The organism is Schlesneria paludicola DSM 18645, from assembly GCF_000255655.1.
GTDB classification, from domain to species: Bacteria; Planctomycetota; Planctomycetia; order Planctomycetales; family Planctomycetaceae; genus Schlesneria; species Schlesneria paludicola.
On sequence record NZ_JH636435.1, the window covers coordinates 1,831,232 to 1,845,222 of the forward strand.

General features: G+C 56.6%; 11 protein-coding genes. 7 read left to right on the forward strand and 4 right to left on the reverse strand.

All coding sequences use genetic code 11. From position 1 onward, the window contains the following. Positions 1–94: 94 nt before the first annotated feature. The 3 genes from OSO_RS0125320 to OSO_RS0125340 all read right to left on the reverse strand — a co-directional run bounded on the left by OSO_RS0125320 (position 95) and on the right by OSO_RS0125340 (position 4,396). Positions 95–583, reverse strand: a complete 489-nt coding sequence (locus OSO_RS0125320) for a hypothetical protein (protein WP_010585847.1) — start codon at positions 581–583, stop codon at positions 95–97. A 65-nt stretch (positions 584–648) separates the two neighbouring features. Then, on the reverse strand, positions 649–1,830 hold the full coding sequence (locus tag OSO_RS48535) for a DUF1559 family PulG-like putative transporter (RefSeq protein ID WP_010585848.1): 1,182 nt from the start codon (positions 1,828–1,830) through the stop codon (positions 649–651). 862 nt (positions 1,831–2,692) lie between these two features. Further along, complete coding sequence (locus OSO_RS0125340) at positions 2,693–4,396, reverse strand: HEAT repeat domain-containing protein (protein WP_010585850.1); 1,704 nt, start codon at positions 4,394–4,396, stop codon at positions 2,693–2,695. Positions 4,397–4,692: 296 nt separating this feature from the next. Here OSO_RS0125340 and OSO_RS0125345 point away from each other — a divergent pair, with 296 nt between their 5' ends. The 7 genes from OSO_RS0125345 to OSO_RS0125380 all read left to right on the forward strand — a co-directional run bounded on the left by OSO_RS0125345 (position 4,693) and on the right by OSO_RS0125380 (position 12,243). After that, positions 4,693–5,700, forward strand: coding sequence for a ThiF family adenylyltransferase (locus OSO_RS0125345; protein ID WP_010585851.1), 1,008 nt, complete (start codon positions 4,693–4,695; stop codon positions 5,698–5,700). Positions 5,701–5,862: 162 nt separating this feature from the next. Next, a complete protein-coding gene (locus tag OSO_RS0125350; protein WP_202799974.1) occupies positions 5,863–7,137 on the forward strand; it encodes a BamB-related PQQ repeat family beta-propellar protein in 1,275 nt (424 codons plus the stop codon). A gap of 8 nt (positions 7,138–7,145) precedes the next feature. Beyond that, positions 7,146–7,802, forward strand: a complete 657-nt coding sequence (locus OSO_RS0125355) for a DOMON domain-containing protein (protein WP_010585853.1) — start codon at positions 7,146–7,148, stop codon at positions 7,800–7,802. A 29-nt stretch (positions 7,803–7,831) separates the two neighbouring features. Then, on the forward strand, positions 7,832–8,218 hold the full coding sequence (locus tag OSO_RS0125360; RefSeq protein WP_010585854.1) for an acyl-CoA thioesterase: 387 nt from the start codon (positions 7,832–7,834) through the stop codon (positions 8,216–8,218). A 184-nt stretch (positions 8,219–8,402) separates the two neighbouring features. Then, a complete protein-coding gene (locus tag OSO_RS0125370; RefSeq protein ID WP_237729335.1) occupies positions 8,403–10,349 on the forward strand; it encodes a preprotein translocase subunit SecA in 1,947 nt (648 codons plus the stop codon). Between the two features lie 224 nt (positions 10,350–10,573). Beyond that, positions 10,574–11,359: a nickel pincer cofactor biosynthesis protein LarB gene (larB, locus tag OSO_RS45080; protein WP_010585857.1), complete on the forward strand. Its 786-nt coding sequence runs from the start codon at positions 10,574–10,576 to the stop codon at positions 11,357–11,359. Beyond that, on the forward strand, positions 11,359–12,243 hold the full coding sequence (locus tag OSO_RS0125380; RefSeq protein WP_010585858.1) for an NAD(P)H-hydrate dehydratase: 885 nt from the start codon (positions 11,359–11,361) through the stop codon (positions 12,241–12,243). Before larB ends, OSO_RS0125380 begins: the two co-directional genes overlap by 1 nt. Positions 12,244–12,298: 55 nt before the next feature. On the opposite strand, the gene OSO_RS0125385 is transcribed toward OSO_RS0125380, so the two are convergent. Continuing rightward, positions 12,299–13,765, reverse strand: a complete 1,467-nt coding sequence (locus OSO_RS0125385) for a DUF1501 domain-containing protein (RefSeq protein ID WP_010585859.1) — start codon at positions 13,763–13,765, stop codon at positions 12,299–12,301. Positions 13,766–13,991: the final 226 nt, after the last annotated feature.

Below are 13,991 nucleotides of genomic sequence, written 5' to 3' on the forward strand. Positions count from 1 at the left end.
TGCACAACAACAGAGAAACGAAGTAGCAAAGCCACAATGAAGAAAACACCTCCAGAAGCGAGGTTGCGAGCGGATGACACAATCACTGCCGAACTCACCCCTGAGGCGGCGGATCGAGTTCAATCACAAGATCAGTAGGACCAAAGTCGACGGCGACTTCCAAGGTTGAAGCGGTCTCACTATAGGGAGCAAACAGCCGCTGATGCGCAGCCCACCGCTTGCGTTCCTCGTCCGACAGCATTGCCGCTGCCTCACCCATTGGTACGTTCAGACGAATCGACACGCGATGCTGCCCTGCAACAGCACCGGCCCGTCCATCACCGCCGAAACCGAGAAAGGTGACGTTCGAGAAGTTACCATCGGCCCCCACGCTGGCCACAGACTGCACGTTTTTCTGTTCGAGCGAATGCAGCGTCAACGAAAAGGTTGCTGGCAGCGGGCGGCCACCCTTAAAAACAACGCTTCCCCGCACGGGGAACAACTCGAATTCGTCATTCATGCCACGACCGCAGCCAACCAGCAACAGAAGCGGCAAACACCACCAACAGGTGACACGACCGCCGCAGGGAATTGCATTCGCCACACGCGCAATCCTTGAAGAGCCAGAGAACAAGACTGCCGACACGAACTTGCCCAGGACGCGGCAGTTCAATTGTCACTACGCAGGGTTCCTCCCCCCGCGCGAGACGCAAGGGCGCCGTAGACTCCTTCCTGACCGGCGCTGCCGTTGTCGATATTGGCACTCAGCGACCGCACACTACCGTCCGCCATGGCAAACTGAGCAAATCCGCCTACATGCCAGCTTCCAAAGGTCGTTTGAACAGTCCAGCAACCGCTGCCCGTAAAGCGCGAGTTCGTAATCATGGGGTGATTCCGTCCTGCAAACCGCATGATCCCATCCCCGTTGTAACCTGTCAGAACCGTGGATTCCGACCAGCGTGCCGAACTGCAGCCATTGGCCGTTGTGGCCGCATTAAAGTCGATCAACTCTGCACTGAGGAACTTCTCACCGAAAAGAATCGTGTTCGTCAATCCATCCGTAATGTCCTTGAGTCCACGGGAATAGCGGAACGAGATGTCACAGGCGCAGCCGCAAGATGGACCCAGATCGGAAGACGATGGACTTCCATCACAGCCTGGCTGTGCACGGCATTCTGCAACCTTGCCCGTGACGGGATCCATCGCTCGCAAAAAGGGCCCGTTCATGACGTTCATAAGCAAATCACCCGCATTGGCTGCTTCGATCGCGACATACACCGAACCACCGTTCGCACCGTAGTCAGAGCGACCGGTAGGACCGCGTGGTTTATCGAGGGGAATCCCGGCAGTGGTCTGGCCAGGAGCCAACGGCAGCGAAGCAGGGCAGGCACTCGGCTCGTTCGCGAAACTCTGCCCCTCGTCGAAGCAGTGGGCACTTCGGATGGTCGGACAATAGAACAGCGGAATCTCGACACCTGCCTTCAGCGGGTCGTAAACGAATCCACCGGGCCCCATACTCATTCCCTGCACACAGTACCGCTTCTTGACATCCCAGTTGCTGTAAGTCGGCGCCTGATCAAGATAGGGCAGAATCATCACCGCCCAACTGGCCCAGCCACGACTCAAATCCAGCGGCGGAAGCCCCCCATAGGTGCTTTCGAAGTTGTGAGCGGCCAGAGCGATCTGCTTCAGATTGTTTTTGCACTGCATAACCCGAGCGGATTCGCGAGCCTGCTGCACGGCAGGCAGCAGTAGCGCCACCAGAATCCCAATGATCGCGATCACCACCAGCAATTCAACCAGAGTGAACCCACCACGTGTGGAACGCTGCACCGTCCGACTTCTCAGCATGTGACCTCCTCGCCCCGCGTAATCGACGCGGAGTATCCTGAATGACACGAACAAGACACGATGAATGAAACATGTCGCTCACCGCGAACTGACCAACCCCGCTAAGCTCTTTCTCACGGCGGTCGCACAAGCCTTTCAGACCCCAATCAGCGGCAGACAATCGGAAACAGAATTAAAATTAAACAAAACCAAGAACAGTCAATCAATATCAAACACACCCAATGCGATGAACGCAAAAAACACGCCGTCACATGGCGTATTCGAATTAAAATCGACCACAAAAACCAATGAACAACATGCACTTTTGAACACAACAGGCCAATGCATTAAGAAGAACTTAAGCGTCATCAAGAAAAAGAGTTACGACCAGCTGGACGAAGACGTTCGTTTTTTGCCATTTCGGCAAGAATTTGCGGAGTTTTTTTTATCGGAACAGCCACAGCCCATCCGTGTCCGCTTGGTTCACCTGCACGACCGAATGCAAGCACATCACTCACTTTGGAAGTCTAAGCGGCACATCAACACAGTCGCCGCGCAGGCAACGCATCTCAACAGCAGTCACCTGAGACCTCGGCCCGGTTCGCTGTTGCCAGAGCCCGGAATGTCGTCGATCTCTCACGGATGCGGAATTCCTGGCGCGGAATTCCTGGCGCGGAATTCCTGGCGTCGAAGATGACCTCGAGCGACTCAGCGGAATTGCAGCGAATCGAGGCGTGTCAAAACACCGCGGCCCGCAAACCATACCCACGTGACTTTCGCACGAACCGCTGGCTGACACGATAAAAAAATCGGCCATCAATGCACAAAGCGAGGTCCGAAAACCCCGCTTTGTGCATTGATGGCCGACCGACGCGTAACGCGCCTATTTTTCGATTTGCTGGAGTGAGTAAGCAATGGCGGACTTCAACTCTTCGTCCTTCGTCGAGTCCATCAGGCGATGGAGTTCAGCCCCGGATCGTTTTGCATAGGGACCGATTTCACCCAGAGCGTAGACGGCTCCGACACGAACCTTCGATACCGGATCACCCGTCGCCTTCATGAGTGCCTGGACCGCCTCGGGAGACTGTGGGGCGAGCTCGGCGAACGAGTAAGTCGCCAGCCACCGCACATTCTCATCTCGCTCCGACAGGCACGACAGCAGACATTGCAGTGCCTGCAACGACCAGTCGTCGTGGCGGATCAGAACTTCGGCAGCGCGAAGTCGAATCTGCCCATCTCGATCGTTCATGCTGGCGGCCAGCGATCCGAGAACTTCATTTGCCTGGGGTCCCATTTCATCCAAGACCGCAACACTGAATGATCGCAGGCTGGCATCCCGAGACTTGAGCGATGCCGTCACCACGGCCGCGGACTCGCCGGTCGTCAAATTCAGCCGAGCCATTGCGAGCGCGGCATGAACTCGTACGAACGCATCCTCATGCTTCAGCATTTGTCGCAGAAGCGGTTCCGCTGCGCGCCCGTCTCCTCCCAACTGCCCAATCCGGTGTAGCCCCTGCTTCAAGGATTCCGAGTCTGCAAGATCCATTCCCCCCAATACGTCGCGCAATTCGCCGTCCGCTTGTGGACAAGTCGCCGTTAACCCCTGCTGCGACTCGTGATGCGCTCCACTCTTTTTCTCTGAAACTCTGGTGACCGCCAGCTTCTTTTCGGAGACTGGCTTTTCCTCGAACAGTGAACTCTCGTCCTCAGTTCGGGTATTTGTGGCTTTGGCCTCGGCCAGATCGTCGTCCCATGAGTGCGCCGCCTCTGCCTTTCGTGGCTTTTCCTTGCGAGCGACTGGTTTGTCACTCTCCGAGAGGGGCGACTCGTCTTCTGTTGGCTCAGAAACGATGGCTGACTTCACCGATTTGGATTCCGGTTGCGTTTCGGTATCGAGCCAATCGGCGATGTCGTCATTCTCTTCGATCTTGGCGACTTCTTTCTTTACCTGCACGACGTTCTTGCGAGACGACGGCTTCGTCTCGGCAACCGCGTCGACTTCCTCATCGACCTCTGGCTTGGCAACCTTTTTCACCGGTTTCGTCGCGGTCGGCTTTTCCATTTTGTCGACGAAGGAATACAGGTCGTCATCGGCCGTGGAGGCACTGGCTTTAGGCTTCGCAGGCTTGGCCGGCTTCGTGCTGCCCGCCAAGGCGATTTCATCTTTTTCGTTGCTGCCCGATTCCACACGCGTCTCTGTCGCAGGCTTTTTCTTCTTTGCGGTTTCCGCTGCCGTGAACTTTTCATGTTCAGCGTCAATCGCTTTCGACTTCGACTTGGTCGCGCTGGCCGTCTTGATGTCCTTATCCTTGTCCTTCGACTTCGAGTCCTTTGCAACAGCGCTCTCTTTGCTGTCTTTGGACGCAGAGTCTTTGGACTTCGATGGCTTCGAGTCAGCGACTTCGACAGACGACTTTTTCCTGGGTGTCTTTTCGTTCAGTTTCTTTTCAGCCGCTGCGATCTCTTCTTCCGTCCGTTTTTTGGACGACGTTTTGGCGAGCCAATCTCGAGTTTGAGCGCAGCCACTCAGATCTCCCAACATGGCCGCCAATAACAACAATCCGAAGGGGTGATACCACTTGTTCATGTCACAACCTTGTGAACCGCATTCGGGGGTTGGTAAAACGCCATGGTGAGCTTCGGCAAACCCGGCCTAAACCAGTAGAATATTTGACTTGTTTCAATGTATCGGTTGCGACGGTCGTAAGAGTTCAACGGATCAGGACTGCTTCTCAGTTAACGGCAGAATTCGCGGAACAGTTTGCGCAATATTCCCACCTTCGAATCCCGCCGCGCGTCATCCATAAGGCCAGTCACGTGACCAACGATACTGCCGATCCTGTAAGTTCTTCGCCTGAATCGCTGGACCGGTACAGCCGTCAAATGCGATTTTCCGGAATTGGTGTCGAGGGACAGGAACGAATTCGGGCATCGAAGGTCCTGCTATGCGGGTGCGGTGCACTCGGAACAGTACTCGCCGATACCTTGGTCCGAGCGGGAGTGGGGTTGCTGCGGATTGTCGACCGCGATTTCGTCGACCTGACCAATCTGCAACGACAGGTCCTGTTCGATGAACGCGATGTCGAAGAACACCTTCCCAAGTCCATCGTCGCGGCCAACAAGCTGGCGCGCATCAACTCGCAAGTGAAGCTCGAACCGATTGTGGCGGACATCGACAGTCGTAATGCGATGGACCTGGCGTCAGGAGTCGACTTGATCCTGGATGGAACGGACAACTTCGAAGTTCGCTTCCTGATGAACGACGTGTCGCTTGAGACCGGCATTCCCTGGATCTATGCCGGTTGTGTCGGCAGCCACGGCCAAACGATGACCATCTTTCCCAACCAGTCCCCCTGCTTGAGATGCCTGATCGAAACGCCGCCGGATGCCGGTGCGGTTGAAACCTGCGACACGGCCGGCGTGATCGGGCCCGCGATTCACCTGATCACGTCGATCCAGGCCACGATGGCACTCAAGATTCTCGCAGGCAAACGAGAGTTGATTCCGCCACAACTGACGATCGTGGATATCTGGGACGGCACATTTCGCAATATGAATGTCGCGAACCTGCGAGAAAAGAGCCAATGCCCGGCCTGTATTCAAGGACGGCGCGATTGGCTGCATGGACGTCACGCCTCACAATCGACCGTGCTCTGCGGACGAAACTCCGTCCAGATTTCACCCGCGTTTCCGGCTCAACTACCGCTCGAGGAACTGGCACGCCGGCTCGAACTCTCGGGAAAGGTGACTCGCAACCCCTATCTGGTCCGTCTCACCGTGCTCGATCCCCCATGTGAGATCACTGTGTTCCGCGATGGTCGGGCAATTATTCAGGGAACCAACGATATCAGCGTCGCCCGCGGACTTTACGCGCGGTTTGTCGGTGCCTGATCGAAGGGCCGCCAGGTGTACCGTGCATGAATTCCCGCATTTCATCCTGCGGGAATGCGAACCTGACGCGAGCAGCATTTGACGCCTGCAGACGCCGCTGCCACACTGCCCAATACGAAGAACCAATCGTTGAAGTGCTCTGGGGAATTGAGAATGGTGTTGATGTTACGAATCGTACTTGCCATGTTCGTCGCTGTAATGGCGTGTCCAGTCTTCGCGGACCAATGGCCCAACTGGCGCGGTCCTGCGAACGACGGTCTCTGCTCAGAATCGAATCTACCAGTTGAATGGAACAAGACCAAAAACATGGCCTGGAAGATCGCACTTCCCGGTCCCGGTGGTGCCACGCCGGTTGTCTGGGACGACCGAATCTTCCTGACCTCAACCGATCCCGATGGACAGCTCTTGCTGCTGGCCTACACGCGGGAGGGAAGCGAGGCGTGGCGACAAATTGTCTCGCATGGAAATAAAAACGTCCGCGGCGACGAAGGCAATTCGGCGTCTCCCTCTCCGGTCACCGATGGCCAGCATGTCTGGGCATTTTTCGCGAATGGAATCCTGGGCTGTTATACGGTGGATGGAATCGAAGTCTGGAAGTTCGACGTCCAGGATCGCTATGGCAAGTTTGACATTCAGTTCGGGCTGACATCCACCCCCGTCTTCGACCAGGGAATCCTGTACCAGCAACTGATCCACGGTGACGGCGATGCCAACACACGTGAAGCCTGTGTCTTCGCCATCAACGCGTTGACAGGCCGCGAGGTCTGGAAAGTCAATCGGCCAAGCGACGCGATCGCCGAGAATGAGCATTCGTACGCTTCCCCGATCATCTACAACGATGGCCAGCAAAAATTCTTACTGTCGCACGGTGCCGACTTCGTTGTGGCACACGACCTGACAGACGGACATGAACTCTGGCGCTGCGGCGACCTCAATAAGAAATCAAACTACGACCGAACACTGCGATTCGTCGCATCACCTGCCGTCGCGAAGGGGATCATTCTTGTTCCCAGTGCGAAGAAGGGACCGATTGTCGCACTCAAGCCGAACGGACATGGTGACATTACCACCAATCCGGAATTCCATCTGTGGGCCTCTGCACGAACGCCCGACGTTCCATCGCCCCTCATCGTCGGGGATCTCGTTTATCTCTGTATGGAGAATGGGGACCTTGCCATCCTGCGAAAGAACACCGGTGAACAACTCGACTATCAGCGAACAAACCGGCAGCGTCACCGGTCGTCACCCGTCTATGCCGATGGCCGGATCTATCTGACCGCACGCGACGGGCGAACCACGGTCGTCAAGGCGGGCGAAAAGGTTGAAATTCTGGCCGAGAACGACTTGGAAGAAGACATTTCGGCCTCTGCGGCGTTCTCGAATGGCGTCATTTATTTGCGAACGTTCAATCATTTGTGGGCCATTCAGAAAAAGTAGATCGTTCGATGAACCAGATTGTTCCGCCCCGTTTTCTGTTTCGATGGTCCTTCACAGCCAAAAAGCTCGATCACCTGCCCTCAACGACGGGCCGATTGCTCGATTTACCGAACGACTGTGCCCTCCCCAGTATCGGTGAGCTTGATCAGCACTCCGATTTTGCCCTCGTGAAGCTCGCTTGGAATGATCGAGGCCTGGCGCTCAGCCTGACGGTGTCCGGAAAAACACGTCAACCAGATTGTGTTGCCAGCGAATTGCTGCGCTCGGATGGAATTCGGATATGGATCGACACAAGAAACACCCAGACGGTCCATCGCGCGACAAAATTCTGCCATCAGTTCGTCCTATTGCCAGCGGGTGGTGGGCGGAAACGAACCGAGCCCGTAGTGGAATCGCTGGCGGTTGCCCGCGCACGTGAAGAGACCATGCTGCCGGCGGTCGAGCTTGTTCAAATTCAAGCTGAATCCACCACCAATGGATACTGGATCGACGCCTGGTTTCCTGCCGAAGTCTTCACAGGCTTTGATCCGGCGACCAGCCCGCGGCTGGGATTTCACTATCGGGTCCTCGATGCGGAATTGGGCGATCAAACACTGGCAGTCGGCAGCGAGTTTCCCTATGACTCCGATCCAAGCTTATGGCCGACGATCGAGCTGATCGCGTGAATGACCCTGATTTACGGCGAAAGAGACCAATGCTGACGGAACATTCGATCACAATGCGCGTCCGATACTGCGAAACGGATGCGATGGGATTTCTGCATCATTCGCAGTTTTTTAACTTCTTCGAGCAAGGCCGAACGGAGCTCTTGCGTGCACAAGGCGGTTGCTACCGCGATATCGAAGAATCGGGTTTGTTTCTTGTCGTGGCAAAACTTCAGTGCCAGTACCATTCACCGGCGCGCTATGACGATCTCCTGACGCTCGTCACCAAAGTCGATAACATTTCGGCAGTCAAAATCGAGCATAGCTACAAGCTGTACTGTGGTGACAAGCTGCTCGCGTCCGCAAAAAGTACGCTGGCCTGCGTCGATCGCGAAGGAAAGATCCAGCGGCTGCCTGATTCGATCTCGGCCCACTGACGCAATTGCCGAAATCCACCGATCTGATATTGTGCGGCATCTCGATTCTTCGCAAATTCTATGCATGTGGGCGACAACGCGACATTCCCGGCAGGCAAGGCCCGAATTCGCGCGTCTGCCTTCGTCATGGATCTCGAACAATTAAGTTCACGCTCAATCCGCGACTACTGTTCCAGGCCAAACGATGATGGATGCGTTGGCACAATTCTGGCATCTGACCAAGGCGTGTGGCCGCCCGGCCAGTGCGCGCATCTCGCGCTGGCGAGCGTTGGCACAACAGATCATCACTCTCGCAGATTCTTTCGTCGATCTGAGCGACAGAGAACTGCAGTCTCGATCGAAAGATGTCCGGTGGCGGTCGAAAAGTGGCAGTTCGTTGCGATTGTTGATGCCGGAAGCCTACGCGCTCGTTCGTGAAGCATCGCGGCGCGTTCTGGGGCAAAAGCACTATGCCGTCCAACTGATGGGAGGCATTGGACTCTTCGAAGGCGGTTTGGCGGAAATGCAAACCGGCGAAGGAAAGACACTCACAGCAACATTGCCCACGTTCCTACGTGCACTTCCCGGCCGTGGATGTCACGTCGTCACCGTGAACGACTATCTGGCGCAGCGTGACTGTGATCTGATGCGTCCCGTCTACGAAATGCTCGGCATGACGGTGGGATGCGTGATCTCGGATAGCGAGCCCGACCAGCGTCGTCGCGCCTATGGAAAAGACATCACGTACGCCACCAGCCGAGAAATCGGATTCGATTTCCTGCGTGACCGCCTGAAAGTCGGATCGAAGCTCGACGAAGCCCATCGACACCGCGTCTTCGATCAAACTGAAGACACGGATGATGGCCCCGTTCAGCGCGGACACTACTTCGCCCTCGTCGACGAAGCCGACAGCGTTCTCATCGACGACGCCGTCACGCCACTCATCATCGGCTTGGAACGCGACAAAACGACCGCAACAGAAGCAATCCTCAGTTGGGCGCGCGATCTGGTTCCCCAGCTATTGCCGGCGGAAGACTTCCTGTTCGACCCCAGCAAACGAACAGTCGAGCTCACCAACGCGGGAACTCGTAAGGTGGTGCTGACGGACAAACCGTCGCTGCTCAGTTCGTTCGATACCGAGAAGCTTTACGTTCACGTCGAACAAGCGGTTCGTGCACGGTATGCGTTCGAAAAAGGTCGTGATTACGTCATCACCAAAAAGCAGGAAATCTCGATCGTCGACGAAAGTACCGGCCGAACGCTGGAAGGACGAAAGTGGCAGGCCGGCCTGCATCAGGCGATCGAATCAAAAGAACGGGTCCCGATCACGAAGGAAACAGGAGAGGCCGCCCGAATTACCGTGCAGACTTTTTTTCGCCGCTACGAGAACATCGCAGGCATGACGGGAACCGGAGTACAGGCGACGAAGGAATTTCAGCATACATATGGACTCGGTGTCACCACAATCCCCACGCATCGGCGCTGTGTTCGTCAAGGACTGCCGACCCGAATCTTCGCGACACAGGAAGCCAAACGAAACGCGGTTGTTCCCGAAATTATTCGGCTGTATGACGCAGGACGCGCGATCTTGATCGGAACGCCCTCGGTCGAAGCGTCCCAAGTTCTTGGAAATGCCCTGCGTGAACGAAATATCGAATGCCTGATTCTGAACGCCCTGTTCGATGAAGTGGAAGCCGAGATCGTGGCACAAGCCGGTCAGCCGGGGCGCATCACTATCGCAACCAACATGGCTGGTCGCGGAACCGACATCCATCTGCACGAGGACGTTCGCAAGAATGGCGGACTGCACGTCATCGCGACAGAAATGCACACCAACCGGCGAATCGATCGACAACTTGTTGGACGTGCGGCTCGGCAGGGCGATCCAGGTTCGTTTCAGTTTTGGCTCTCGCTGGAAGACGAACTGTTTCGTTACCTCCCCGAGAAAACGCTGAAACGAATTCAAGCACGAGCCAATCCCAATTCCGCAGGAGAACTCTCACGCAGTTGGCTTCGCACCTTTCAGCGCACTCAGCGTACAATCGAGAACCACGAACGCAAGCACCGTTCTCGCATGCTGAAGCAGGAAAAATCCCGCGAAAAAATGTGCCAGGCCATGGGGCTCGACCCTTACCTCGAACTGGCCGAGTGACATGCCACAATCACTCGGCAATCAAAAATGTCCGCCTTCAATTGATACTCTGTGTCTCCGTGTCTCTGTGTCTCCCTCACCCCCGCTGGGCCCACCTCTCAGTTTCGCGCACTTCGGGCACACATTGGATGGTGATGGAGACACAGAGACTCGGAGACGCAGAAGAGACCACAAACCCTGAACCGCGGTCCACTCGGGACGCGATGTTTCACCCGGAAGAGTCCATGCTTCAAGATTCTCTCGCCCAACTTCTTCAGCGTTGGCAGGCCGGTGACTTGGCCGCCGATCGCCTGGAACACGAACTTCGTTCAGCTCTGGCAATGACAACGTCAACTCTAGACGTTCGTGTCGACCTCGATCGCCAGCGACGTTGTGGATTTCCGGAAGTGGTCTACGCACCTGGAAAAACGGTCGACACCATTCGGTCGGTGTTCCGAGAACAGTTCCTCGCCGGACAAAATTCGCTGGCCACTCGGATGACACCAGATCAGGCGGCCGCAGTGCAGGCCGAATTTCCGACATCGGTATTCAACCCCGTTGCGAGAACAATAGTTCAGATTAATCAGACCTCGCCACCGAATGGACGCGTCATTGTCGTGTCGGCCGGTACGAGTGATCGTCCCATCGCCGAAGAAGCTCTTGAAACGGTTCGCTGGATGAACTGTCAGGCAGAACTGATCTTGGACGTGGGAGTCGCGGGGCCGCAGCGCTTACTGGCCCAAACTGATCGCCTGGCAACCGCTGACGCCGTGGTGGTAGTGGCAGGCATGGAAGGGGCACTGCCGTCGGTCGTGGCCGGCTGGGTCGCCGTTCCCGTGATCGCTGTGCCGACAAGTGTTGGATATGGAGCCCACTTGGGTGGGTTCGCGCCTTTGCTCGGGATGCTGACAAGTTGCGCGGCCAACGTGGCGGTCGTCAACATCGACGCCGGATTCAAAGGCGGCTATCTTGCGGGCTTGATTGCTCGTCAAACTCGACGTCCTACGGCATGCCTGGCGGAAGGTTCATAATGGCAGAAATCCCGAAAATCCAACTTGTCAGCAGCTTGCCTCAGGCTCCCAAGCGTGCGGACGATGCCCACAAGGGGGATTGCGGACGGGCTTTGATCTTCGCGGGCAGTCGCGGCATGAGTGGTGCCGCGTGTTTGTCCGGAACGGCTGCACTGCGCGGGGGCGCGGGACTTGTGACCGTAGCGGTACCTGTCGGGATTGTGCCCATCGTTGCCTCGTATGAGCCTTCCTATCTGACGCTCGGCCTGCCTGAAGACATCCATGGTCGAACGCATCAGTCCGCACACGAACCACTCCTGGCGGCACTCGCACAAAAGTCGGCGGCCGCCGTGGGACCTGGACTCGGGCAATCTGCAGGTCTGCAAGAACTCGTCACAAGTCTCTACGAGTCCATTCCGGTCCCGTGTGTCTTCGACGCGGATGGCCTGAACTTGCTGGCAAAGCGGCCCTACCTCTTGCGCCGTGCCCCCGATGCCCCTGCGAGAATTCTGACGCCGCATGTCGGTGAGTTCAGTCGCCTGACAGGCGAAGACGCCAATTCGATCCAAGACCATCGAACGCAGTTCGCGGCTGCGTTCGCCAAAACGCACAACGTGATCCTTGTCCTCAAAGGACAGAACACCGTCGTCACCGATGGCACACGGGTCGCCATCAATACGACAGGGAATAGCGGTATGGCGACGGGGGGAACGGGCGATGTCCTGACCGGACTTCTGACCGCGCTGCTCGCCCAAGGCTTACCCGCATTCGAAGCAGCTCATCTGGGCGTTTACCTCCACGGACTGGCCGGAGACCTTGCAGCGGTCGAAATGTCGAAGCAAGGATTGATCGCATCCGATCTGCTGCGATTCCTTGGTCGTGCCTGGTGCGACCTGATCCAATAGTCCGAATCACCCGACACGCCAACATGAACGTCCGCCCACCAGATTCCGCCACGCCTTAAAGCATCAAACCGCGGATCGGCTGGCCATTGTAGATCGAGTGCGGCCGAGTCTGTTCGTCATGCCAGACGGCGGTATCAGGGATCCCCAGAGCCTGATAGATTGTGGCTGCGAGATTTTCGGGCGACTCCGGCTGACTGGCGGGGTAGGCACCAATCGAATCGGTCGAGCCGATGACTGCCCCCCCGGCAATTCCGCCGCCTGCGAGCAGCACACTTTGTGCAGCCCCCCAATGATCGCGTCCAGGTAGCGGATATGATCCGGGTAGCGTCGAAACTTTGTGCGTTCGCCCAAATTCACTTCCCACCACAACCAGTGTGCTGCCCAGCAGCCCTGTGGCCGACAAATCGTCGAGCAGGGCACAAAGAGCCCGGTCAGTTGGCGGAAACAGCTTGTCTTTCAACCTGGGGAAGATATCACCATGCGTATCCCAGGTTTCATTGTTTCCAAGATTGACTTGGACCAGATTTACGCCCGCCTCAACCAGCCGGAATGCCATCAGTAGCGACCAGCCAAAACTATTGCGGCCATAGCGTCCCTGAATCGAATCCTCGGCATTCGTGACATCGAACGCGCGACGAACATCTTTGCCGGAAAGCAATGAAATAGCCGATTGACGGTGTTCGTCATACTTCTGAACGGTGGCAGACTCCTCCAGGTGTTGGCGTTGTCGATCCAGTTCGCGCAACAGGCTGGATCGATTCGCCATCCTCCCCAACCCCATGTCGGGCGATAACTTGATATTGGGCGCCTGGTAAACTCGATCATCGGCATGCTGCGGAGGCTTTTTCGTTTCGTTCGCGAACGTGAACTCGGGATACGCCCCACGCCAGAATGGATTTCCGTAGGGCGACGCCTCAATAAAGAAGGGATCACGATGACTGCCCATCTGGCCGCCATAGGCGCCCGGAATGACACCGCCAGACCAGTGTACGAGACGTTCGGGCAGCACCACGGCAGGTGGCAGATTGTCACTTCGACGAGGCAACGCATCGCCAACGATCGACGCAATCGACGGCCAATCGCTGGGCAAAGCCACTCGATCACCACGAAAGCCAGGAGAAGGAATGCTGCGGCCAGTCAGCATGTAGTAATGCCCGGCGGTGTGATCATTCGTCGGATGCGTCAACGATCGAACGACGGCCCATTGATCGCTACGCTGAGCAAGCCCCGGAAGGTGCTCACAAATCTGCAGGCCCGGCGTCTTCGTGGCGATCGGCGTGAATTCGCCGCGGACGTCTGATGGTGCGTCGGGTTTCAGGTCAAAGCTCTCATGCTGAGCAAGTCCACCGGAGAGAAAGATATAAATGCACGACTTGGCCGTGGCATGAGCGGGCGTTTCACGCGGCGTCGCCGCCTGCAGCGGTCGCAAGTGATTCAACCCAAGCCCCAATATCCCCACCGCGCCGGCTTGCACTGCCGTGCGTCGCGAGATCCCAGGATGATAAAGTCCACGATCTGCCATCGGTGATTCCCAGTTTGCTGTAATTTCCGCTTCAGCCCAACCGAAACGCCATCAACCGCCTGATAAAACAAAGAGACCTGGCTCCGCTCAGATTCAAAAACGCCATGACGCCGGGAACAGCAAGAGGCTTGTTCTCGTTACTTCAACAGCCTGCTGACACAGTGTTCGGCAACCGCCCAACATATCCATAATATCCGATGGATTTATCGCCACAACCCCGCACGTT